Below are 23937 nucleotides of genomic sequence, written 5' to 3'. Positions count from 1 at the left end.
CTGCGGCGCAAGGCCCCGCTAGGCGCCGCGGGCGCCGAGTGCCGGGCGCCGCGAAGCGCCGCGCCAGGCCCCGCAAGATACCGCGCCAGGCGCCGCGCGAGACGCCCGTACCAGGCACGGGAGCGACCGCGCCAGGCGCCGCTAGATGCCGCGCGGGCGCCGGGCGGTGCCGTGCCGGGCGCCGCTAGATGCCGTGGCAGGGGGCGCGAGCGGGGTGGCGCGCACGGCGCGGTGCCCTCGTCAGGCCGACCAGGCGGGGTCGCGGCCGCTGAGGCCGACGGCGCGGTCCAGTGCGGACGCGTCCTTCGGCACGGTGACGACGGCTCCGAAGGCCTCGCCCCGTTGCTCCTCGTCCGGGAACGCCGACAGCCATCCGGCGATCGCCTCGGCGCAGCCCGGAGCGCAGTCGTAGGGCTGCCCCGTGGCGCGGGCCAGGTCCCATCCGTGGATCACCAGCTCGTCCAGCGCGACGATGCCCATGACCTCGGCGGGCAGGGTGACGCCACCGGCTTGGGTGGTGCCCTGCCAGGCGGCCGGGTCGCGCCAGGCGGCGGCCATCGCGTCCAGCCGCCGGGGCAGCTCATCGCGCCAGTCGGGGGCCAGCCGGTCGGCCCGTCCGTGGCCGGGGTCCTGGCCGGGGGCCTTCTCCGCGGCCTGGCGCATGCCGATGGCCAGCCCCATGAAGTGGTCGAGCAGATCGCCCACGGAGTACGCCGGGCACGGTGTGGGCGCCCCGAGCTGGTCGTCCGAGACGCCGCTGAGCAGCGCCGTCACCCGCTCGGCCGCGGGGCCGAGGTCGATGCGCGAGGTCTGGTCGGTCATCGTTCGCTCTCCTTCTCCGGTCCGTTCCCCCTCATCTGTACGGACCGGCGCGGCGCCGGGAACTCATCGGTGCCCCCGGCCCTACCCCACCGCCGCCCGCGCCTCCCGCAGCGGCCAGCTGCCGTCCACGACCGCGTCCGGGGTGCCCTTGCGGCGCAGCCAGGACTGGAAGTCGGCGGCCCAGTGGGCATACCACCCGACCTGCTTGCGGTGCAGCTCCCACAGGTCGAGCCCGGCGACCTGCCCGTGCCGCTCGGCGAGCGCGCAGGCGACGCGCACCGCGGCGAGGGCGTCCGCCCCGGCCTCGTGGGCGCGCTCGTGCGCCACCCCGTACTCCCCGCAGACCGCCTCCAGCGTGCGCTTGCCCTTGCGGTAGCGGTCGACGGCGCGGTCTATCGTGTAGGGATCCACGACCGGGCCGGTCTGCGCGCCGCCCAGCCGCTCGCTCAGCGAGCGCAGCCCGTGGCGGTCCAACTCGGCGGCGAGCAGGCTCAGATCGAACGCCGCGTTGTACGCCACCACCGGCGCGCCCGTGCGCCAGTGCGCCACCAGCACGTCCGCGATCTCGTCGGCCACCTCACGCGCCGGGCGGCCCGCCGCCGCCCGCTCGTTGGTGATCCCGTGCACGGCCACCGCATCGTCCGGAATGGGCACTTCCGGTGCGGCAAGCCATTCGTGCCGTCCGATCGGCTCCCCATCGCGCACCTCGACCACCGCGGCGGTCACGATCCGTGCCGTGCGCGGGTCCGTGCCCGTGGTCTCCAGATCGAATCCGATCAGCAGCTCCCTGTGCCAGCCCATGGCGATTGCCCTCCCTTTGTTGTGCTTCCCCCAGGTGTCGCCACCTTCGCACGCGCCACTGACAACGGACGCCGCTGCCCTCAACCGCCCGGCAGGGCGCGGGCCGTCGCGTCCCACGCGACGGGCCCGACCGAGGACACCGCGAGGTGGAACGGGCACTCCGTGGTGCGCGGCGGCGAGGCCTCGCGGACCGTACGCTCCAGCCGGTCGCGCAGCTCGGCGGCGGCTGTCCCGTCACCCTGGGCCTCACGCAGCGCGATCAGGCCGCGCAGCGGCAGGGCCTCGGCGTAGCGGCGGCCGGAGAGCTGTGCGGTGCGCAGCGCGTGCTCCCAGCGGACCTGGGCGAGCACCGATTCGCCGCGCTCGGCCGCGACCACGCCGAGCATGGTGAGGTCGTGGGCCGCGCACTCGGGGCGGTTGCCGCCCCGATAGCGCTCGGAGGCGCGCAGATGCAACCGCTCGGCCTGGTCGAGGTCGCCGCGGGCGCGGGCGGCCAGCGCCCGTACGGTCTCCACCTTGGCCAGCAGATAGCCCTCGGCGCTCTCGCGGGCGTACGTCTCCAGGGCGTCGGCGAAGGAGGTGGCGTCGTCCCAGTCGCCGTCGCCCGCGGCCGCGCAGGCGAGCACGGCCTTGACGTAGGCGGCCTCATGCTCGGCGCCGATGAGCCGCAGTTCGTCGTGGGCGGCGCGGAAGGCGCGCGCCGACAGGGCGCGCTCGCCCAGCCGCTCGTACGCCATGCCGGTCATGATCTGCGCGGTGGCGGCGGAGTGCGGGTCGAGGGTGGTCAGCAGCTCCCGGGCGGTCATGGCGGAGGTGAGGGCGGCGCGCCGTTCGTCCTCGGCGACCAGGAGTTCGCTGTGGAACAGCCGCCACACCCCGGTCTCCCAGCGGTGGCCGTGCTCGTCGAGGGCGGAGGCGGTCGCCCGGGCCACCTCGCGCGCCTCGGCGAGCCGCTCCTGGCGGACGTGGACGGTGAGGGCGAGCGCTCCGACCAGGGTCACCACGGCGGGGTCGCCGCGCTTCTCGGCGGCGGGGAGGGCCTGGCGCAGCAGTTCGTCGTCGTCCCCGGCGCGGCGGATGTTGACGCCCAGCCAGCCGCACCAGGCCAGGATCTCGGCGTACCAGGCGGCGCTGGGCGGCGTGGACTCCAGGGCCCGCAGCAGCCGCCGGTGGCCTTCCTGGCGCTGGCCCGCGGCCATCCAGTAGAGGGACAGGTGGGTGGCGATGCGGGACCCGAGCAGCCGGTCGGCGGGGTCGGCACTGTCCTGCAGCCAGTCCAGGCAGCCCGCCACCTCGGGGGTGACGGCGTTCATCTCGGCGAAGGCGGCCGGGCCGCTGCCGGTGCGCAGCGCGGCGTCGGTGCGGCCCGCGAGCGCGGCGACCCAGTCGGCGTGGCGGCGCAGCGCCCCGCTCTCCTCGCCGCGCTCGGCGAGCGCCTGCCGGGCGTACTGGCGCAGGGAGACGAGCATGCGGTAGCGGGGGCTGCCGGGGCCGGGGTCGTACACGAGCAGCGACTTCTCGGCGAGCAGGGCGAGCGTGTCGCCCGCGCCGGGTCCGGCGACCGCCTCGGCGGCGTCGACGGTGAAGGGCGCGGCGAACACCGACATGGCCCGCCACACCTCCCGCTCCTCGTCGGTGATGAGCCGGTAGCTCCAGTCGAGGGCGGCGCGCAGCGTGCCGTGCCGGGCGTCGGCCGAGCGCAGCGGCACCTCCAGCAGCCCGCGGCGGGTGCGGAGCTGGCGGACGATGACGGGCAGCGGGGTGGACGCGGCCTTGGGCGCGACGAGTTCGATGCCGAGCGGAAGCCGGTCGACGGCCTCGCACAGGTCGCGGACCTCGTCCCAGTCGGCGGCGCGGGCGGCGGGCGGGGAGATCCTGGCGAGCCGGTCGAGGAAGAGCCGGGTGGCGTCCTGGCCGGTCATCGGCCGCAGGGCGAGGCGGGATTCCCCGGCCACGCCGAGCCCTTCCCGGCTGGTGGCCAGCACCCGCAGCCGGGGGCAGTCGCCGAGCAGCCGGACGGTGAGGTCCGCGGCGGCCTCGGTGAGGTGTTCGCAGTTGTCGAGGAGCAGCAGGCAGCGGGGAGCGCGGTCGATGGCGAGCCGCGTCCGGTCGGCGAGCGTTTCGGCGGGGCCGGGCGCGATGCCCAGGGCCGCGGCCACCGCGCCGGGTACGTCGGCGGCTGAGCAGGGCACCAGGTCGACCCGCCAGACGGTGGCCCCGGCGTCCTGTTCGCGGGCCGCGGCGGCCAGGGAGAGCCGGGTCTTGCCGATGCCCGCGGTGCCGGTCACGGTGACCAGCCGGGTGTCGGCCAGCCGGGTGGCGATCACGGCGAGTTCGGGGGCGCGCCCGACGAAGTCGGAGCCGGGCAGGGCGGCGGGAGCGGTGGCACCGGCCGCGGGGACACCCCGCGCCCGTACCGCCCCGGTCGCCGTCCCCGTCGCCGTACCGTTCGCCGTACGGGCCCCGGTGCCGGTGGGGGCGGAGAAGCCGCGCAGGACGGCCTGCTGGGCGGCGCGCATCTCGGCGCCCGGCTCGATGCCGAGCCGCTCGCGCAGATCAGCGCGCGCCGCCCGGTACACCCCGAGCGCCTCGGCCTGCCGCCCGCACGCCTGGAGCGTACGGATCAGCAGGGCGTGCAGCCGCTCCCGGTCCGGGTCGGCCCGGGCCGCGGCCCGCAGCTCCTCGGCCAGATCGGCCGGATCCGCTCCACCGGAAGCCCGGCCCACCGCGGCGTGCGCGTCCAGTTCGGCGTCGGCGCGCTCTTCGAGGACGGTCAGCCGCAGGGCCTCCAGCCGGGCCCGCTCAGCCTGGACGAACGGCAGCGCGGGCAGTCCGGCGAGCGGCGTCCCGGACCACCGGCCGAGCGCGACGCGCAGCAGGGCCGCCCGGCGGCCGGGGTCCCCGGTGGCGCGGGCCCGGATCAGCTCCTCCTCCAGCAGCCGCACATCGACCGTATGGCCCGTCAGGTCCAGCCGGTAGCCCGCGGGGCCCGTGACCACCAGGCCGGGGGCGTGCGGCTGGAGGGCGCGGCGGAGCTTGGCCACCGCCGTGTGGAGGGCCGCCACCGGGTCCTTGGCTCGGGCCCCCGTCCACAGTTCGTCCAGGATCCGGCCGGTGCTGACCGCCGAGGGGGCGTGGAGCAGCAACAGGGCCAGCAGGGCGCGCGGCCGGGCCCCCGCGATGGCAAGGGCCATGCCGGAGCCGTTACGAACCGTGAGGTCGCCCAGTAATTCGAACTCCATGGGCGATATCGGACCATGGGACGGGCACGGTTGTCCCGCGAACCGGCCCGGACCGGCCGACACGGACGGCGCAGCCGGACAGCTGGCGGACAGAATTCGGACAGACCACCGGAGGATCCTGCCCAGGTCGATACAAACCACGACACGAGGAGCGCCGTGCTGCGGCTCGCCTTCAGTACGCTTCGCGCCCGGCGTTCCCTGTTCGCGGGATCACTCGCGGCGGTGACGCTGGCCCTGATGCTGCTCGCATCCGCCGGGATCCTGCTGGAGTCCGCGCTGCGCGGCCACGGCGAGCCGAACCGCTTCCACGGGGCGTCCCTGGTGGTCGCGGGCAACGCCGACGCAGGGCTGGACGGGAAGGAACACGAGCCCGGGTTCGGCGACGTGGAGGCGCCGCTGGTGCCGCGCCCGCCGGTGCCCGCCCGGCTGGTGGAGAGGGTGCGCGGCGTCGAGGGCGTCCGCTCGGCCGTCCCCGATCTGGCCTTCTACGCGCAAGTGATGGGCCCGGGCGGCAGCCCTGTCACCCCGGAGCGGGGCACCCGGTCCTACGGCCACTCCTGGGCGAGCGCGGGGGTCACCCCGTACACCCTGCGCGCGGGCCGGGCCCCGGGCGCGGACGGCGAGGTGGTGGTGGACACGGCCACGGCGCGCCGCGGGGCCTTGCGGGTCGGCGGCCCGGTCACCGTGCTGACCGGGGCCCAGGGCCGCGATACGTACCGGCTGAGCGGTGTCGTCGCCGGACCGCGCGGCGGGCTGACGAAGGATCAGTCCGCGCTGTTCTTCGCGCCGGACACCGCCGCCCGGCTCGCCCCGCCCGGTGACCGGGTGCACGCGATCGCGGTGACCACCGCCGAGGGCGCCGATCCGGAGGCGGTGGCGGACCGGGTGCGCGCGGCGCTCGGGGCGGGCCCGTCGGTGACGGTGCTGACGGACACCGGCGAGACCGAGGTCTCCTCCAGCGACGTGCTCTTCATCGACACCCTGGTCTTCGTGGTGTCGATGGGCTCGCTGGCCGTGTTCGTCGCCCTGTTCGTGATGGCGGGCGGCTTCGCCTTCGCGATCCTCCAGCGCTACCAGGAGATCGCGCTGCTGCGGGTGATCGGCGCCACGCCCCGTCAGATCAAGCGCATGCTGGGCTGGGAGACGCTGCTGGTCGCGATCCTCGGCGGGGTGATCGCCATCCCGGCGGGCGCCGCGCTGGCCGGGCCGCTGGCCGGGGGGCTCGTCTCGCTCGGGATCGCACCGGAGGAGCTGACAGTGGAGGTCGGGCCGTGGCCGCTGGCCGGGGCCGCGGTCGCCGGGCTCGTCCTCACCCGGCTCGCCGTCTGGTCGGCCGCGCGCCGCGCCGCCCGGGTGCGCCCGGCCGAGGCACTGCGTGAGGCCGCGGCGCCGGAGCGGCGGATGCCGCGGTCACGGTTGCTGACCGGTCTGGCCTTCCTCGTCTTCACCGGGCTGTTCCTGGCGTTCGGCATCTCCATGGGCGGGGTGTCGGGGGCGGGGCTGGCGTTCGGCGGTGTGCTCACGCTGCTGATCGCGGCGGCCGCGCTCGGGCCCGCGCTGGTGCGGCCCCTCACGCCGTTCGTGGGAGCGCTCCTACGGATCTTCTCCCGGCGCACCGGGCAGCTGGCGCTGGCCAACACCTCGGCCGCGCCGCGCCAGGTCGCGGCCGCCGCGGTGCCGATCGTGCTGATGGTCGGCTTCGCCGTATCGGCCCTGTTCACGCAGACCACTCAGCAGAGCGTCGCGGCCGACTGGGCGGGGCAGCGGCTGACGGCGAGCCATGTGCTGCTGCCGCACGACGCGGAGGGGCTGCCGCCGGGCGTCGCCGACGAGGCGGCGCGGCTGCCGGGCGTCACCGCGGTCTCCTCGACCAGCACCGCGTGGGTGCGTACGTCGGTGCACACCGACGAGGCGGAGAGCGTCACCGCGCGGGCGCTGGGCGCCGACGCCGACGTGACCCGCGCCCTGGACATCCACCTCAAGGACGGCGATCTGCGCGGGCTGACCGCCGGGCGGGCGGTCGCGGTCAGCGAGGAGCAGGCCAAGGAGTACGGCTGGAAGACCGGCGAGCGCGTCCGGCTGCGGCTGCCCGACGGCACCCGCGAGGAGCTGACGATCGGCGCCCGCTTCGACCGCTCCCTCGGCTTCGCCGACCTCGTCGTACCCGCCGCAGTGCTGCGCCCGCACACCCCCGACCCGCTGCTGGACGCCGTCTATCTGATCACCGGCCCGGACCACCGGCCCTCCCTGGACCGGGACCTGGCACGGCTGACCGAGCGCTGGCCCTCGGCGCGGGCGGCCGACCGGGACCAGGTCGAGGAGGCGGGCGCCGACAACGCGGTGGCCGAGACCTGGCCGGTCTATCTCTTCAGCGCGCTCATCGCCGCCTTCACGGCGCTCGCGCTGGTCAACACGGTCGTCATGGGGACGCTCGTGCGGACCGGGGAGTTCGCGATGCTCCGGCTGATCGGGGCGACCCGGCGCAACATCCTGGCCCTGGTGGCCTGGGAGAGCCTGGTCGTCGCGGGCTGCGGGGTGGTGCTCGGCGCGGCGGTCGCCGCGATCGTGCTGTCCGCCGCCAGCCTGGCGCTGACCGGCGGCGTCCACATCAGCGGCCCGCCCGGATTCCTCCTCGCCGCGGCCGCGGGCGCGGTGGCCCTCGCGCTCGCCTCGGCGCTGGTCCCGGCCTGGCGGATGCTGCGCGAGCGCTGAGCGCCGAGCCGACACGGAACGCGATGAACCATCACGGAGAGGAAGGCATCTGATGACGCTGCCGGATCAGACGGCGCGCATGACCACGCGGGGCACGCTCCCCGCCATGCGGCTGGAGGACGTGACCAGGCGCTACGGCCGGGGGGACGGCACGGTCCACGCGCTGCGCGGCGTCACCGTGTCGCTGCCGCCCGGGTCGTTCACCTCCATCATGGGGCCGTCCGGCTCGGGCAAGTCCACCTTCCTGCGCTGCGCCGCCGGTCTCGACCGCCCCACCTCCGGCGGGGTGTTCCTGGGCGACACCGAGATCAGTAGGCTGCGCGAGCACAAGCTGACGCTGCTGCGGCGGGAGCGGATCGGTTTTGTCTTCCAGTCGTTCAACCTGGTGCCGTCGCTGTCCGCGAAGGACAACATCCTGCTGCCGTTCCGGCTCGCCGGAAAGCGGCCGGACCGCGACTGGATGCGGGACGTGGTCCACCGCACCGGGCTCACCGAGCGGCTCGGCCACCGGCCCGCCGAGCTGTCCGGCGGCCAGCAGCAGCGGGTGGCCGTCGCCCGCGCCCTGGTCACCCGGCCCGAGGTGGTCTTCGCCGACGAGCCGACCGGGGCGCTGGACCTGTCGTCCGGTCAGGACGTGCTGCGGCTGCTGCGCGACGTGGTCGACGGCACCGGCCAGACCCTGATCATGGTCACCCACGATCCGGGCGCCGCCGCGTACGCGGACCGGGTGCTGTTCCTCGCCGACGGCACCCTGGTCGACGCGATGGAGAACCCGACGCCGCGGCGGGTCGCCGACCGCATGGCCCGGCTGGGGGCCTGACGGTGCGTCGTAGGCGGCGTCCCGCACGGACCGACTCCTCAGACGTCTGAGGAGTTCTGCTAGAGTCCGCGAGGCCATCCGACATGATCAACAAGCCCGTCGGGAGAGACGAGATGGCGGAAGCCCCACCGCTGCGGCACGGCCGCGTCGTGCCGCAGGTCGAGAGCGCGCTGCGCGCGATGTTCGACGAGGGCCGCTGGCGCCCCGGCGAACGCCTCCCCAGCGAGGTGACCCTCGCCGCCGAACTGGGCGTCGGCCGCTCCTCGGTGCGCGAGGCCGTCCGGCTGCTGGCCCATGACGGCCTGCTGGACGTACGCCACGGCTCGGGCACCTACGCCGCCGAGGCGCCCCGGGAGGCGCGCGACGTACGGCAGCTGCTGCGCCGCGCCCGGCTGCTGGAGGTGTACGAGGTCCGCCGGGCACTTGAGGTGGAGGCCGCCCGACTGGCCGCGCGACGGGTGCGGCCGGAGGACATCGCCCGGCTCACGGACGACCTGAAGCGCCGCCAGAAGGCGGCCGGAGCTGGTCCCGCCGCCTTCGTCGACGCCGACCTGGCCTTCCACCGCACGGTCGTGGAGCTGTCCGGCAACGCCGTGCTGCTCGGCCTGTTCACCTCCGTCCTGCCGGTGCTGCGCGAGGAGCTGGTCGAGATGGTCGTCCACGAGACCGGGCTGCCCGATCTGACCTGCGCCCATACGGCACTGCTTGACGCGCTGGCGGACGGCGACCCGGACGCCGCGATCGCCGCCACCGTGAAGAACCTGGAATCCGTGTTGACTTCGCCCTCTCGCGAACGAGGGGGATTCTCACGGCTCGCGTCGTGAGGTTTTCCGCTTCGTTGCCGACTGCCCGCCCGGAGTTCTCCGTTGAGGTCTTACACCGGCTCCACAGACAGAGACCGCCAGCCCGGCGGCCAGAAGGTTCTTCGCCGCGTTCACGTCCCGGTCATGGGTCGCACCGCAGCCGCCGCACGTCCAGGTACGGATGTGCAGCGGCATGGCTTCGGCGAGGGTGCCGCAGTTCGAGCACAGCTTGGAGGAGGGAAACCAGCGGTCGACCGCGATTACCTCGCGCCCGTACCAGGCGGCTTTGTACTCCAGCATGCTCCGGAACTCCGACCACGCCGCATCGCTGATCGCGCGGGCCAGTTTCCGGTTCTTGACCATGTTGCGCACGGTCAGGTCCTCGATCACGAGCGTTTGGTTCTCACGCATGAGTCGAGTGGTCAGCTTGTGCAGATGGTCCCGGCGACGGTCGGCGATCCGGGCATGGATACGGGCGACCTTCCGCCGGGCCCTGGCCCGGTTCGCACCATTCCCCCGCGCTGTGCGGGACAGCTTCCGCTGGGCCCTGGCCAGCCGTTCCCGGTCACGGCGCTCGTGCCGCGGGTTGGCGATCTTCTCCCCGGTGGAGAGGGTCAGCAGGTGATCGAGACCGACATCGATCCCCACAGCCTGATCTCGGGCGGGAAGCGGCTTCACTGCCGGGTCCTCGCACAGCAGCGACACGAACCAGCGGCCCGCCGCGTCCTGCGAGACGGTCACCGTGGACGGCTTCGCGCCCTCCGGGAGGAGCTGGGACCACACGATGGCAAGCGGCTCGCTCATTTTCGCCAATGTCAGCTCGCCGTCGTGGTAGCGGAACGCGCTGGTGGTGTATTCGGCGGACTTCCGGGACTTCTTCCGCGACTTGAAGTGCGGGTACCCGGTCCGCTTGGCGAAGAAGTTGGTGAACGCGACCTGCAGGTGCCGGAGCGCCTGCTGCAGCGGGACCGAGGACACCTCGTTGAGGTAGGACAGTTCCCCGGTCTTCTTCCACGCCGTCAGCATCGCCGAGGTGGCGTTGTAGTTCACCCGCTCCTGGCGAGCCCACGCCTGGGTACGGGCGGCAAGCGCCATGTTGTAGACCTTCCGCACGCACCCGAACGTCCGCGACAGCTCAGCTGCCTGCGCATCCGTCGGATAGAAGCGGTACTTGAAGGCACGCTTCACGTGAGTGGCCACAACTCACAAACTACCATGACACGTTGTGACTGCATGACTGCAGTTGGTACCGAACGTCGATCCGCCCCAGCGGCGAATCGGCTTTCCCTGCCCTGCTCCGCGGGGGTCCGCTTCCTCTCCGCCCTGAAGGGCGGACTATCCACGGAGAAGATCAGATGACACTGATCGCCGAGGAGGAACGATGACCGGGACGACGACCGGCACCCCCGTCCTGAAGGCCGACGACGTCGATGTGGTCCGCGACGGCGCCCCGCTGCTGCGCTCGGTCTCGCTGACGGTCCGCCAGGGCGAGCACTGGGCGCTGCTCGGTCCCAACGGCGCGGGAAAATCCACCCTGCTCAGCCTGCTCGGCGCGCACGCCCACCCCACCCGGGGCGTGGTGGAGGTGCTCGGGCGCACCCTGGGCCGGGTCGATCTGCGGGAGCTGCGCGCGTACGTGGGCCATGTCGACCCCCGGCATCCGCTGCGCTCCCCGCTGCGGGCGCGGGACGTCGTGCTGACCGGGCTGACCAACACCGTCGAGCCGGTCCCCCGCCGCCGCCCCGACCCCGCCCAGCGCGAACGGGCCGAACGGCTGCTGACCACCCTGGGCATCGGCGACAAGCTCGACGCCCGCTGGCCGACGCTCTCCCAGGGCCAGCGCGGCCGGGTGCTGATCGCCCGCGCCCTGATGCCCCGCCCCCGGCTGCTGCTGCTCGACGAACCGGCCACCGGCCTCGACCTGGCCGCCCGCGAACAGCTGCTGGACAGCCTGGACGCGCTGCGCCTCGCCCACCCGGAGCTGGCCACGGTCCTGGTGACCCACCACCTGGAGGAGCTGCCCGCGTCCACCACCCACGCGATGCTGCTGCGCGACGGCCAGTGCCTGGCGTCGGGCGCCGTGGACGAGGTGGTGACCACCGATCACATCACCAAGTGCTTCGACCACCCGGTCCACATCACCCGCGCCGACGGCCGCTGGACGGCCCGTACCGTACGGAAGCCGGGGAGGGGGTAGGCCGGGGCCGAGCCGCTTACGGGGAGGTGCGGCCCTCGTCGTCGAGGCGGTTGTGGTGCTCGATCCGGGCCATGTTCTCCTCGGCCCAGGCACGGAGGCAGGCGAGCGGGCCTTCGAGGGACTGGCCCAGCTCGGTGAGCTGGTAGTAGACGCTCGGCGGCACCGTCGGCCGCACCCGGCGGGCCACCAGGCCGTCGCGGACGAGGCTGCGCAGGGTGGTGGAGAGCATCTTCTGCGAGATGCCCGGCATGCGGCGCCGCAGATCGGCGAACCGGACCTCGTCCGGGGCGGCTTCGCCCAGCACTTTGATCGCCATCGACGTCCATTTCGTGCCGATGCGGTCCAGCAGTCGGCGGGTCGGACAGTCCGGATCGAACAGGTCACCGCGGCCACCCCTGGTCACCTGAAGCTCACCACCTGAAGAGAAAGTGCGTTCTTGGCTCCGCCAGGCTAGTTACCTAACGTTGCCTTGTCACTATTCGTTACCTAGGGAGAGTCCGTGATCGAGCTTCGCCGCATTCCCGTCAACGGTGTCGACCTCAACGTGGCCGTGACCGGCCAGGGACCGGCCGTCCTGCTGCTGCACGGCTTCCCGCACACCTGGGAGCTGTGGAGCGATGTCATCGACGGACTCTCCGACCGGTACCGGCTGATCGCGCCGGACCTGCGCGGGCTCGGCGCCAGCGGCCGCACCGAGGGCGGCTACGACGCCGGTTCCCTCGCCGACGACGCCGCCGGTCTGCTGGAGGCGCTGGACGCGGGCCCCGCCACGGTGATCGGCATCGACGCGGGCACCCCGCCCGCCTTCCTCCTGGCGCTGCGCCGCCCCGGCCTCGTGGACGGGCTCGTCGTCATGGAGTCCCTGCTGGGCAGGGAGCCCGGTGCCGAGGACTTCCTCGCGGACGGCGCTCCGTGGTGGTTCGGCTTCCACGCCGTGCCCGGCCTGGCGGAGAGCGTGATCGAGGGCCACGAGGACCGTTACATCGACTGGTTCCTCGACACCGGCACCCACGGCGACGGGGTGCGCCCGGAGATCCGGGACGCGTTCGTCCACGCCTACACCGGCCGGGACGCGCTGGGCCACGCCTTCGCCCACTACCGGGCCATGCCCACCAGCGCCGAGCAGATCCGGCAGGCCACCGCCTCGGCGCGGCTCACGGTGCCGGTGATGGCCGTCGGCGCCCACCCCGTCGGTACGGCGCTGGAGCGCCAGCTGCGTCCGCTCGCCGACGACCTCACCGGCCATCTCCTGGAGGACTGCGGCCACATCATCCCGCTGCACCGGCCGCAAGCCCTGCTGGCCCTGGTCCGCCCGTTCCTGGAGGACGTCGCGGCCAGGGTTCAGGACACCGGCCGGGAGTCCGCCCAGACGCTCTCGAACTCCTCCCGGTAGGTGCCGAAGAGGCCGCCGTCGCCCTCGTTCGGGGCGCGCCCCTCGTGCACCACCTCGCGCCCCCGGCCGCCGCCGCGCAGGACCAGGACCGGGGCCTCCATGCCACGGGCCTTGCGCAGGTACGACTGGACGACCGCGAGGCCGTCGGAGCCGTCGCCGTTGACCAGGTAGGCGGTGAAGCGGGGCGTCTCGTCGAAGACGTGGATCTCGAAGGCGCCCGGGTCGCGCAGGGCGGCGCGCACCCGGCGCATGTGGAGGATGTTCATCTCCACCGAGCGGCTCAGCTCGCCCTTCTTCAGCCCCAGCTCGCGCTCCCGCCGCCGCACCGCGCTGCTCGCGGGGTTGAGGAAGAGCAGCCGGGCCCGGCACCCGGCCTCGGCCAGCCGGACCAGGCGGCGGCCGGAGTAGTTCTGGACCAGCAGGTTGAGCCCGATGCCGACCGCGTCCAGCCGTCGGGCACCCGCGAACAGGTCCTCGACGGGCAGCTGCCGCTGGAGCCGCACCCGGTCGGAATGGACACCCACCACATCCGCGTACCGGTCGCCGACCAGGTCCTCGACCGCGTCGATGGGCAGCCGGTCGGTGGAGGGGGAGCCGGTGCCGCTGCCCAGGATCTCCAGCAGCCGGGCCGAGGCGCGCTCGGCCTGGGCCAGCACGGTGCCGGACAGGGCGCGGTTGCGGGAGACGACGTTACGGGCGACCTCCAGCTCGTCCAGGGCCAGTTCCACCTCGCGCCGGTCGTCCAGGTAGGGCTCGAAGCACGGCCAGTGCTGGACGAGCAGCTCGCGCAGCTGGGGCAGGGTGAGGAAGCTGAGCACGTTGTCGTCGGCCGGGTCGAGCAGATAACCCTTGCGGCGGCTCACCTCCCGTACCGCCACGGCCCGCTGCACCCACTCCTGGCCGGCCGGTCCGGCGGCGGCGATGACCCAGTCGTCGCCGTGGACCGGTTCGTAGATCGGCCGGAGCACCGCGCCGACCACCGCGCGCAGCCGCTGTTCGACCAGATTCAGCCAGATGTAGGCCCGCCCGGCCCGGCGTGCGCGCGTCCGCACCTCGTCCCAGGCGTCCGCGCCCCAGTCCAGTTCCGCTCCGATCTCCATCGGACGCACCAGGGACACCGCACCGGGGGGTGCCTCGGTGGAGCCGTCACCCCCGGGACCTCCGTCACCAGGGGGCAGCTCCAGCCCGCCCGAGCTCACCTGTGCACCGCCTTCCGCCCCCGCTCCAACGATCACCGCAGACTACTGCTCGGGCGGGGGCGGTGCGACACTCCGGTCGGCCTGAAGGTCAACCTTATTCTTGTGTATGGCCGTTGTGACGGGAGAGTGCAGGCGGCGTCAGGGGATTCATCGCGGTCACGTCACGGGGCGCGAGCTGGAAGCCCTGCCAGTGCAGCGGCATCGGTTCCTGGTCCTCATCACGGGCGATGTGGTGGAACCCGACATTGACCCACACCACCGGGTGGGTGAGCGTCTGGCCGTTGACCCACTTGTCGACGCTCTTGCCCGCTCGGGCGCCACAGTTCGCCAGGTTGTTGCTCGCGAACTGTTCACATTTGTTGTACTGCGTGAAGTAGACGTCGTGCTTGGTGAAGCTGCGTCCCTGGTACTTGGTGGTGTGGCCGGGCACGATCTCGTAGCTGCGCGGATGGCCGTCCTTGTTCTTTCCAGCGGTGCTCACCACGCGCCACCAGCGCGACCCCGCCGCGTCGCCCGCCAGTTCCTTGCCGACCGGGGTGCGGGTGGTCTTGGTCGTGGGGATGCGGCCGGAGGCGGCCGTGGTCTTGGAGTCGTACTGTTCGACCTTGCTTTTCGGCGAGCCGTCGAGGCCGAAGTTCAGCCGCCAGAAGACGTTGTGGGCGTGGCTGGTGGCGTAGTCCTTGGCGCCCTTGCCGATCGGCCAGCCGCGGCCGTCGCCCGCGTCGTAGTCCATCGGGGAGAGCGTGCCGGTGGCGCCCACCTGCATCGACATGGTGCCGTCACCGGAGAACCGCCACTCGGTGATGTACTCGTACCAGCCGACCTGGTTGACCGTATAGACCAGCAGGTCCTTGCCCTGGGCCTGGTAGAGCTTCTCACCGTCGTTCATGCGGTAGGCATGGCCGCGGGCCCGGGTGGTGGCGCACAGGCCCTTGACGTTCGGGTGGGCGGGGTCCCAGGCGTCCGGCACCCGCACGGTCTTGATGGTGCCGCCGGGGCATTCGGCCGGGGCCAGCTGCTGGAGTCCCTGGGCGAAGCCCTGCCCGGTGAGGTCGTCGTACTCGGTCTGGCCGTCGTCGTACGGGACGTGGATCTGGCCGAGCTTCGCCGAGGTCAGCACCTTGATCGGGCGGGCTTCGCCCTTGGGCTGGTACGAGACGCTGTCGAGCACCAGCCCGGCCTTGCTCTCGTAGTGCCAGCACATCCGCCAGGTGGTGCCGCCGTCCAGCGTCTCCTTGATCGAGTAAGCGGCGCTGCAGTCCGCGGCGGCCGGGGCCGGGGCCTGCGGGGCGGCCTGGGCCGGTCCGGCGGCGACCGCCGCCGAGCCGACCAGCGCCGAGGCGCCCAGGGCCGCCGCGACCCGGAACCGGGTCCGGCGCAGCCTTCTTTCACGCATGGGTGACTCCTGTCGCTGAGGGAGATAAGGGGGTGCGCGGGCCTCGGGGCTACGAGCCGAGGCGGGCGACGGACCGGTCGCTCAGGTCGATCACCAGCTGCCGCGTGTCGATCCACGGGCCGCCGCCCGTCACCCTCGTGAACAGCCGTACGCAGCGGTGCTTGCCGCAGTCCCGGGTGGCGGCGGGGCCCGGGCCGTCCACGCCCGTGCGGTAGACGAAGCCGGTGACGATCAGCTGGTCGGGGCTGGTCAGCGTCCTTCCGGTGGCGTCCTTGAAGTCGTTCTTCAGCCCCTTGCCGAGCTTGTCGGCGATCAGGAGCCGGGCCGCCTCGCGCGCCTCGTCCCGGTTGGGCGGCGGCTGGACGCCGCGCTGGGTGTCGGTGTGCTCGACCTTGCCCGAGCCCAGGTCGACGGTCTTCGTCACATAGGTGTCGTCGCTGTAGTCGTAGTACGTGACGTCGGCCCGCCGGGGCGGATCGGCGGCGCCCACCTCGTCGGGAGTCAGTTCGGCGAGGTCGGAGGAGAGCTGCTCCGGGCCCTTGTCGCCCGTGACGTCCTCGCTGCTGTCCCGGAAGGCACGGCCGAGAGCGAGTGTTTGGGCGCGCTTCAGCTCGGCGTCGGTGAGCGGGTCCCGGCCCGTGCCGGTCTTCTCCTGGCGGGGCGCGGACTCGACGACACCGGGCAGCTGCCGGGCAGCCTGCCCCTGCTCCGCCGCGGAACCCTGCGGTCCGCCGCCCGCCCCCTCCTTGCCGGACGCGCTGTCCGGCAGCGTCACCCCGATCATGACCGCCGTGGCCGTGGCGGCCACGGCCGCGCCCGCCAGCGCTCTCCCGAGGTGACGGTGGTTCAACTTGCGCACGTTCCTCCCCAATCCCCCCCGGTGATCCCATCGCGCTTTATTCCCTGGCATAACGGGATATCGCATACGTCAGGGTCACCCGGTAGGACGAACCGATATGGCCGTAGGTTGCCTCCTCTTTGAGGAAGTTCCGCTGAAACCGCCGCTCTCCCGCCCGAGTTGGGAAAGGATGCGTCGTCGGTCGGTTCCGGTCCGGGGCCCGCGGTGCTCGCGGCCCCGGGAGAAGAAGTGGAAGAGTCGGCGTATGCAGGTCTGGCCGGGACACCCTTATCCCCTGGGCGCCACGTACGACGGCGCCGGAACCAACTTCGCGGTGTTCTCCGAGGCCGCCACGCGGATCGAACTGTGTCTGCTGCACGACGACGGCTCGGAGACCGCGGTCGAGCTGCGCGAGACCGACGGGTTCGTCCGCCATGCCTATCTGCCGGGCATCATGCCGGGTCAGCGCTACGGCTTCCGGGCCCACGGCCCCTACGAACCGGAGCACGGAGACCGCTGCAACTCCGCCAAGCTGCTGCTGGACCCGTACGCCAAGGCCATCAGCGGGAAGATCAACTGGGGCGAGGAGGTCTACGGCTACCACTTCTACCGCCCCGACAAGCGCAATGACCTGGACTCGGCCCCCCACACGATGGCCTCGGTCGTGGTCAATCCGTACTTCGACTGGGGCGACGACCGGCCGCCGCGCACCGACTACCACCGCACGGTCATCTACGAGGCTCATGTGAAGGGCCTGACCATGCGCCATCCACGGCTGCCGGACGAGCTGCGCGGGACGTACGCGGCGCTGGCCCACCCGGCGATCATCGAACATCTGACGGAGCTGGGCGTCACCACGCTGGAGCTGATGCCCGTACACCAGTTCGTCCACGACCACCGGCTGGTCGACGCGGAGCTGGCCAACTACTGGGGTTACAACACCATCGGCTTCTTCGCCCCGCACAACGCCTACGCGTCCTGGGGCGACCGGGGACAGCAGGTGCTGGAGTTCAAATCGGCGGTGCGGGCCCTGCACCAGGCGGGCATCGAGGTCATCCTCGACGTCGTCTACAACCACACCGCCGAGGGCAACCACCTGGGCCCGACGCTCTCCTTCCGGGGGCTGGACAACGCCTCGTACTACCGGCTGACCGACGACCGGCGGTACTACATGGACACCACCGGCACCGGGAACTCCCTGCTGATGCGGAGCCCCCACGTACTCCAGCTGATCATGGATTCGCTGCGGTACTGGGTGACCGAGATGCGGGTGGACGGCTTCCGCTTCGATCTGGCGGCGACGCTGGCCCGCCAGTTCCACGAGGTGGACCGGCTGTCGTCGTTCTTCGACCTGGTGCAGCAGGATCCGGTCGTCAGCCGGGTGAAGCTGATCGCCGAGCCGTGGGACGTCGGCGAGGGCGGCTACCAGGTGGGGAACTTCCCGCCGCTGTGGACCGAGTGGAACGGAAAGTTCCGGGACACGGTGCGCGATCTGTGGCGCGGTGAGCCGCGCACCCTGGCCGAATTCGCCTCCCGGCTCACCGGCTCCTCCGACCTCTACCAGAACGACGGCCGCCGCCCGCTGGCCTCGGTCAACTTCGTCACCTGCCACGACGGCTTCACCCTGCGCGACCTGGTGAGCTACGACGAGAAGCACAACGAGGCCAACGGGGAGTCCAACCAGGACGGCGAGAGCTACAACCGGTCCTGGAACTGCGGCACCGAGGGCGAGACCGACGACGAGGCGGTACGCGCCCTGCGCCGCCGCCAGATGCGCAACTTCATCGCCACCCTGATGCTCTCCCAGGGCGTGCCCATGCTCAGCCACGGTGACGAGTTCGCCCGCACCCAGGGCGGCAACAACAACGCGTACTGCCAGGACAACGAGACCTCCTGGGTGCGCTGGCCCCTTGCCGGCAAGGACTCCGGGGAGGAGGACCGGGAGGCCCTGGAACTGCTCCGCTTCACCCGCTCCCTGATCTGGCTCCGCCGCGACCACCCGGTCTTCCGCCGCCGCCGCTTCTTCCACGGCCGCCCGGTGGAGGGCACCCACGACGAGCTGTCCGACATCGCGTGGTTCACCCACGAGGGCGAGGAGATGCGCCAGCGCGACTGGCAGGCCGCCCACGCCAAGTCCCTCACGGTCTTCCTCAACGGCAGCGCGATCTCGGAGCCGGGGGCGCGGGGCGAGCGCATCACCGACGACTCGTTCCTGCTGCTGTTCAACGCCCACCACGAGCCCCTGGACTTCGTCGTGCCCGTCGACCACGGCAAGCAGTGGCAGGTCATCGTGGACACCTCGGTCCCGGAGGGCGTGGAGCCGGGCAGCGGCCAGAAGGCCGCCGCGGGCGACCGGCTGACCCTGGTGGACCGCAGCCTGATGGTCCTGCGGCGCCCGGCCTGATCGACCACCCGGTGGGGCCGGTCACCCTGCCGGGCCGGTCACCCCGTGGGGCTCGTCACTCCGTGGGACCGGATTCCCGCGGCACGGTCAGACCCGCCCGGGCCGCCGCGTCGAAGTCGTCGTCCACGGTGACGACATCGCGCCCCGCCGCGTCGAGCAGCGAGGCGGCGATGGCCGCGCGCATCCCGGTGGCGCAGTGCGCCCACACCGTGCCCTCCGGGATCTCACCGAGCCGCCCTCGCAGCTGGTGGAGGGGGATGTGCACGGACTCGCCGACGCGGCTGTGCGCGCGCTCGGAGTCACGGCGCACATCGAGCACCACCACCCGCTCCCCACGGCGGCGGGCGGCGGCCAGCGCGGCGAAGTCCGCGCACGGGAACGAGGCGAGCCGGTCACCGCCCGCGACCCAGTTCCGGGGTGCGCCGAGCGCGGCGGCGGCCGGGCGGTCGATGCCGACCCGGGCCAGTTCCCGCTGGGCCCCGGCCAGCTGACCGGGCGTCTCGGCGAGCAGCGTCAGGGGCTTGCCCCAGGGGATCAGCCAGGCCAGATACGTGGCGAGCTTGCCGTCGCTCGCGAAGTTGAGCGTTCCGGCGACATGGCCCTCGGCGAACGCCACGCGGTTGCGCAGGTCCACCACCCACTCCCCCGCCGCGAGCCGTTCGGCGAGCTGCCGGGGGTCGGCCCGCTGGGGCGGCGTCAGGTCCACGGGCGGCGGCCCGGCCGCGTTGACCGGGCCCACATGGGTGTAATAGGCGGGTACGTCATCCAGCCCCGCGAGGAGCCGGGCGACGAACGGCTCCACGTCCAGGGTGAACGCGTCATTGGCGGTGCGTTCCCGGCCGATCGTGGTCGCGTCGCCCAGCGCCTGGGTGGAGGAGCAGAAGCTGCCGAAGCCGTGCGTGGGCAGCACCGGCACCTCGTCGCCGAGCTGCTCGGCGAGGCGTCGTACGGAGGTGTGCTGGGCCCTGGCCAGCGGCTCGGTGAGCCACGGCTCGACCAGATCGGGCCGCCCCACGGCGCCGATCAGCAGCGAGCCGCCCGTGAAGACGGCCGCCGCGCGTGCCGCCTCCTCCAGCACATAGGCGGTGTGGTGCGGAGTGTGTCCCGGGGTGGCGACCGCGCGCAGCACCAGGTCGTCGTCCACGGGATACGTGTCGCCCTCGGCCACCGGCGTACGGGCGAAGGCGACCCGGGCCCCGGCGGGGACGAGATAGCTCGCCCCGGTGAGCCGGGCCAGCTCCGGGCCGCCGGTCACATAGTCGTTGTGCACATGGGTTTCGGCGACGTACGCGATGCGCACACCCCGCCGGGCGGCCTTGGCGATCACCGCGTCGACATCCCGGGGCGGGTCGACGGCGACCGCGGTGTGCGGTCCGCCCGCGAGATAGCTGCGGTTTCCCAGACCTTCGATGTCCAGGGTGTCGATGAAGAACACAGCCATGACTCCTTCACGGACGGCCGGACGATCCAGGTGGCGCGGCCCCGGCGACGACGGGGACCACGGTCCCCGGGTTCCGGGTACAGCGGCAACGAAACGTGCCGTAACGGCAAGCACCTGCGCCCGGATGGAGGTGTGGCACGTCATGAGGCGCCCCGCCTGGGTACGTACGTTCATATGACGGCTGACCGCACCCCGGCTGACCCCACCGCGCCCACCGCCACCTACCGGCTTCAGCTCCAGCCCGGTTTCCCCTTCGCGGCCGCCGAGCGGGCCGTGCCGTATCTGGCCTCGCTCGGCGTCTCCCATCTGCATCTGTCGCCCGTCCTGGCGGCCTGCCCCGGGTCGGCGCACGGCTACGACGTCGTCGACCCCACCGCCGTACGGGCCGAACTGGGCGGCGAGGACGGGCTGCGCGCCCTCGCCCGCACGGCCCGGGCGCACGGCCTCGGGCTGATCGCCGACGTCGTGCCGAACCATATGGCGGTGCCGGTTCCGGAACGGCTGAACCGGCCGCTGTGGGAGGCACTGCGGGACGGCCCGGAGTCGCGTTACGCCCGGTGGTTCGACATCGACTGGGCCGAGCACGGCCGCAAGGTGCTGCTGCCCGTGCTCGGCGGCCCGCTCGGCGACGAGCGGGACCGGCTGCGGGCGGGGGCCGACGGGGTGCTGCGCTACTACGACCACGAGTTCCCGCTGCGCCCCGGCACCGAGCGGCTGCCGCTCACCGAGCTGCTGGACGCCCAGTGGTACCGGCTCGGCTGGTGGCGGCTGGCCCGCACCGAGCTGAACTACCGCCGCTTCTTCACCATCTCCGAGCTGATCGCGGTGCGCGTCGAGGACCCGGAGGTCTTCGACGCGACCCACGGCAAGCTGCTGGAGCTGCTGCGCGACGGGGTGATCGAGGGACTCCGGGTGGATCACCCGGACGGTCTCGCCGACCCCGAGGGCTATCTGCGGCGGCTCGACGAGGCGGTGCGGACGGCGACCGGCGGCCGCCGCTGGACCGTCGTGGAGAAGATCCTCGCCCGGGACGAACCCCTGCCCGCCCACTGGCCCGTCGCCGGGACCACCGGCTACGACGCGCTGCACCACATCGACGGCCTCTTCGTCGACCCGGACGGCCTGGAGAAGCTGACCGCCGTCTACCGGAGTTTCACCGCCGCCCCGCCGGACGAGGGCGGCGACTGGACGGCCACCGTCCGCCGCGCCGCCCACCACGTGGTGACCCACGAACTCGCCGCCGAGGTGAACCGCCTGACCCGCACCGCCTCCCGCGTCTGCGCCTCCTCGACGGCCCTGCGCGACCACGCACCGTGGGCCCTGCGCACGGCGATCCGCGCCCTGCTGGTGCGCCTGCCGGTGTACCGCCCCTACGCCACGGTCGACCCCCCGGCGGCGGGGACGGACGCGGCGCACGCGGCGGACGCGGAGATGCTGCACCGGGCCGCTCGGGACGCCCGTACCGCCTTCACCGTCGCGGACGAGGCCCGGGCGGTGGACACCGTACGGGACGCGGCGCTCGGCAGGCTCGGCGACGGCCCGGACCACCGCGACTTCTGCGCCCGCTTCGCCCAGACCGCCGCCGCGCTACGCGCCAAGTCCGTCGAGGACACCGCCTTCTACCGCTACACCCCGCTGCTCTCGGCCGCCGAGGTGGGCGGCGACCCCGGACGCCCGGCCGTCTCCCCCCAGGAGTTCCACGCCTTCGCCGCCCGGCTGCTCCGCGACTGGCCGACTACCGGCACGGTGCTGTCCACCCACGACACCAAGCGCAGCGCGGACGTACGGGCCCGGATCGCGGCGCTCACCGAGTCCCCGGCCTGGTGGGGTCGGCTGCTGACGGAAGTGGCCCGAGAACCGGAGGCCCCCGATCCGCACCTCGCCTGGACGGCCTGGCAGACCGCGCTCGGCCTCGGCACGGCGGCCCCGGAACGGCTCGTCCCGGCCGTGCTCAAGGCGGTCCGGGAGGCCGGGCTGCACACGACCTGGACCGAGCGGAACGCCGCGTACGAGGACGCCGTGACCGCCTACCTGGAGGCCGGGCCCTGCGACCCCGCCTCTCCCCTCTGGGCGGCATCCGACGCCGAGATCGCCGCCCCCGCCCGGGCCAACACCCTCGGCGCGGCCCTGCTGCACCTGACCATGCCGGGCGTGCCCGACCTGTACCTGGACACCGAGCGCGCCTACCGCGCCCTCGTCGACCCGGACAACCGCCGCCCGCCCACGCTGGACGCCCCAGCGGCCGACGACCCGCTGTCCGCCGAGAAGCTGCTGCTCACCCGGGCGGCGCTACGGCTGCGCCGCGACCACCCGAGCTGGTTCGGCCCCGGCAGCGCCTATACCCCCCTGATCGCCGCGGGCCCGGCGTCCGCCCACTGCGTTGCCTTCGCCCGTACGAAAGACGGGGACGGCGCGATCACCATCGTCACCCGCCTCTCCCGCCGCCTCGCGGAGACGGGCGGCTGGGACCCCCGTACCCGCCTCCCGCTGCCCCCCGGCCCCTGGCGGAACCTGCTGACCGACCGCACCACCGAGACCCCGGCCCCCCTCTCCAACCTCCTGGACCATCTCCCGGTGGCCCTCCTGGTCCGGACCTGACGACAGGGCGCGTGTGTTCGCGTCCTGAAGCATTTACAGTCACACCCCCGCGCGCTACGTTCACAAAGCAACTTGGGAGCGCTCCCATAACGACGGTTCCTGACCCGATCACGTCGAAGGGAAGACCAGCGCAATGGCTCGACGATTACTGGCCCCCGCACGCCCCCCACACCCGCCGGGCGGCTCCCGCGCCCGCGGATACGCCCTGCTGGTACTGCTCTCCGTCCTGCCCGCCCTCGGGCTCGTCTTCACCTCCGGAGGCAGCGCTTCCGCCCACGGCGCGCCCATGGCGCCGGGCAGCCGCACCTATCTGTGCTGGAAGTACAGCCTGTCCAGCACCGGTGAGGTCAAGCCCACCAACCCGGCCTGCAAGGCCGCGTTCAACAAGAGCGGCGCGACCCCGTTCTACAACTGGTTCGCCGTGCTCCGCTCGGACGGCGCGGGCCGGACCAAGGGCTTCATCCCGGACGGCAAGCTGTGCAGCGGCGCGGCCACCGTCTACGACTTCTCCGGCTTCGACCTGGGCAGCAAGGACTGGCCGGTGACCCATCTGACCTCCGGCAAGTCGATGCAGTTCTCGTACAACGCCTGGGCGGCGCACCCGGGTTCGTTCCGCAGCTACGTCACCAAGAACCCGATCGACCCGACGAAGCCGCTCACCTGGAACGACCTGGAGGACCAGCCGTTCGACACGGTGACCAACCCGCCGCAGTCCGGCCCGGTCGGCACGGTCGACGGCAAGTACACGTGGAACGCCACCCTGCCCTCGGGCAAGAGCGGGCGCCACATCATCTACACCGTGTGGACCCGCTCGGACAGCCAGGAGACCTTCTACAGCTGCTCCGACGTGGTCTTCGACGGCGGCAACGGCGAGGTGACGGTCCCGGGCGCCAGCTCCGGCGGCGACCCCACTGACCCCACCGACCCGACCGACCCGCCGACCGCCAAGTGCACGGCGACCCAGAAGACCACCGGCACCTGGAACGGCGGCTACCAGGCCGAGGTGACGGTGGCCAACACCGGCGCCACGCCCATCTCCTCATGGATGGTCGACTGGACCCTGCCGTCCGGCCAGCGGGTCGACAGCGTCTGGAACGGGAAACTGGCCAGCGGCAGTACGGCGGCCTCGGTCACCAACGCCGACTGGAACGGCTCCCTGTCCGCCGGAGCGTCGACCACCTTCGGCTACGTCGCCAGCGGCGGCCCCCCGGACACGGCGACCGCCCCGATCTGCATGGTGCACTGACCCGCTCACCGAACCGTCAGGCGCA

General features: G+C 73.0%; 17 protein-coding genes. 8 read left to right on the top strand and 9 right to left on the bottom strand.

Annotated features, from left to right (window positions below):
* Positions 1 to 240: 240 nt before the first annotated feature.
* From ACZ6CL_RS18620 to ACZ6CL_RS18610, 3 genes are all read right to left on the bottom strand, one after another.
* Entirely contained in the window at positions 241 to 822 is a 582-nt protein-coding gene (locus tag ACZ6CL_RS18620; protein ID WP_468937198.1) for a TIGR03086 family metal-binding protein, read from the bottom strand.
* An 81-nt stretch (positions 823 to 903) separates the two neighbouring features.
* A complete protein-coding gene (locus ACZ6CL_RS18615) occupies positions 904 to 1623 on the bottom strand; it encodes an exonuclease domain-containing protein (protein ID WP_468937197.1) in 720 nt (239 codons plus the stop codon).
* 80 nt (positions 1624 to 1703) lie between these two features.
* Positions 1704 to 4865 carry an AfsR/SARP family transcriptional regulator gene (locus ACZ6CL_RS18610; protein WP_468937196.1) on the bottom strand — a complete coding sequence of 1054 codons (3162 nt, stop codon included), beginning with the start codon at positions 4863 to 4865 and terminating at the stop codon, positions 1704 to 1706.
* Between the two features lie 15 nt (positions 4866 to 4880).
* On the opposite strand from ACZ6CL_RS18610, the gene ACZ6CL_RS18605 reads away from it, so the two are divergent.
* The 3 genes from ACZ6CL_RS18605 (at position 4881) to ACZ6CL_RS18595 (ending at position 9221) form a co-directional block, all read left to right on the top strand.
* Positions 4881 to 7577, top strand: a complete 2697-nt coding sequence (locus ACZ6CL_RS18605) for an ABC transporter permease (protein WP_468937195.1) — start codon at positions 4881 to 4883, stop codon at positions 7575 to 7577.
* 52 nt (positions 7578 to 7629) lie between these two features.
* Positions 7630 to 8397, top strand: a complete 768-nt coding sequence (locus ACZ6CL_RS18600) for an ABC transporter ATP-binding protein (RefSeq protein ID WP_468937194.1) — start codon at positions 7630 to 7632, stop codon at positions 8395 to 8397.
* A 113-nt stretch (positions 8398 to 8510) separates the two neighbouring features.
* Complete coding sequence (locus tag ACZ6CL_RS18595) at positions 8511 to 9221, top strand: FadR/GntR family transcriptional regulator (protein WP_468937193.1); 711 nt, start codon at positions 8511 to 8513, stop codon at positions 9219 to 9221.
* On the opposite strand, the gene ACZ6CL_RS18590 is transcribed toward ACZ6CL_RS18595, so the two are convergent.
* Complete coding sequence (locus ACZ6CL_RS18590; protein ID WP_468937192.1) at positions 9204 to 10400, bottom strand: RNA-guided endonuclease InsQ/TnpB family protein; 1197 nt, start codon at positions 10398 to 10400, stop codon at positions 9204 to 9206. The genes ACZ6CL_RS18595 and ACZ6CL_RS18590 overlap by 18 nt on opposite strands.
* A 181-nt stretch (positions 10401 to 10581) precedes the next feature.
* On the opposite strand from ACZ6CL_RS18590, the gene ACZ6CL_RS18585 reads away from it, so the two are divergent.
* Entirely contained in the window at positions 10582 to 11397 is an 816-nt protein-coding gene (locus ACZ6CL_RS18585; protein ID WP_468937191.1) for an ABC transporter ATP-binding protein, read from the top strand.
* A 16-nt stretch (positions 11398 to 11413) separates the two neighbouring features.
* On the opposite strand, the gene ACZ6CL_RS18580 is transcribed toward ACZ6CL_RS18585, so the two are convergent.
* Positions 11414 to 11800 (bottom strand): winged helix-turn-helix transcriptional regulator, encoded by a 387-nt coding sequence (locus tag ACZ6CL_RS18580; protein ID WP_468937190.1) that lies wholly within the window; start codon positions 11798 to 11800, stop codon positions 11414 to 11416.
* Between the two features lie 96 nt (positions 11801 to 11896).
* On the opposite strand from ACZ6CL_RS18580, the gene ACZ6CL_RS18575 reads away from it, so the two are divergent.
* Positions 11897 to 12790, top strand: a complete 894-nt coding sequence (locus ACZ6CL_RS18575; protein WP_468937189.1) for an alpha/beta fold hydrolase — start codon at positions 11897 to 11899, stop codon at positions 12788 to 12790.
* Here the strand turns inward: ACZ6CL_RS18575 and ACZ6CL_RS18570 are convergent.
* The 3 genes from ACZ6CL_RS18570 to ACZ6CL_RS18560 all read right to left on the bottom strand — a co-directional run bounded on the left by ACZ6CL_RS18570 (position 12739) and on the right by ACZ6CL_RS18560 (position 16244).
* Positions 12739 to 13989, bottom strand: a complete 1251-nt coding sequence (locus ACZ6CL_RS18570) for an SAV2148 family HEPN domain-containing protein (RefSeq protein ID WP_468937188.1) — start codon at positions 13987 to 13989, stop codon at positions 12739 to 12741. The genes ACZ6CL_RS18575 and ACZ6CL_RS18570 overlap by 52 nt on opposite strands.
* A 94-nt stretch (positions 13990 to 14083) precedes the next feature.
* A complete protein-coding gene (locus ACZ6CL_RS18565; RefSeq protein WP_468937187.1) occupies positions 14084 to 15385 on the bottom strand; it encodes a copper amine oxidase in 1302 nt (433 codons plus the stop codon).
* Positions 15386 to 15434: 49 nt separating this feature from the next.
* Entirely contained in the window at positions 15435 to 16244 is an 810-nt protein-coding gene (locus tag ACZ6CL_RS18560) for a Tat pathway signal sequence domain protein (RefSeq protein ID WP_468937186.1), read from the bottom strand.
* Between the two features lie 244 nt (positions 16245 to 16488).
* On the opposite strand from ACZ6CL_RS18560, the gene glgX reads away from it, so the two are divergent.
* Positions 16489 to 18627, top strand: a complete 2139-nt coding sequence (gene glgX / locus ACZ6CL_RS18555) for a glycogen debranching protein GlgX (protein ID WP_468937185.1) — start codon at positions 16489 to 16491, stop codon at positions 18625 to 18627.
* Between the two features lie 55 nt (positions 18628 to 18682).
* Here the strand turns inward: glgX and ACZ6CL_RS18550 are convergent, their stop codons facing one another.
* Positions 18683 to 20062, bottom strand: coding sequence for a rhodanese-like domain-containing protein (locus ACZ6CL_RS18550; RefSeq protein ID WP_468937385.1), 1380 nt, complete (start codon positions 20060 to 20062; stop codon positions 18683 to 18685).
* Positions 20063 to 20242: 180 nt separating this feature from the next.
* Between ACZ6CL_RS18550 and treY the strand changes: the two genes are divergently transcribed.
* On the top strand, positions 20243 to 22666 hold the full coding sequence (gene treY, locus ACZ6CL_RS18545) for a malto-oligosyltrehalose synthase (protein WP_468937184.1): 2424 nt from the start codon (positions 20243 to 20245) through the stop codon (positions 22664 to 22666).
* A 133-nt stretch (positions 22667 to 22799) separates the two neighbouring features.
* Positions 22800 to 23912, top strand: a complete 1113-nt coding sequence (locus ACZ6CL_RS18540) for a lytic polysaccharide monooxygenase auxiliary activity family 9 protein (RefSeq protein WP_468937183.1) — start codon at positions 22800 to 22802, stop codon at positions 23910 to 23912.
* The last annotated feature ends 25 nt before the right edge of the window (positions 23913 to 23937 follow it).

It is taken from the genome of Streptomyces sp. NPDC041200 (assembly GCF_055591805.1).
This window is presented reverse-complemented; position numbering and strand designations above follow the sequence as displayed.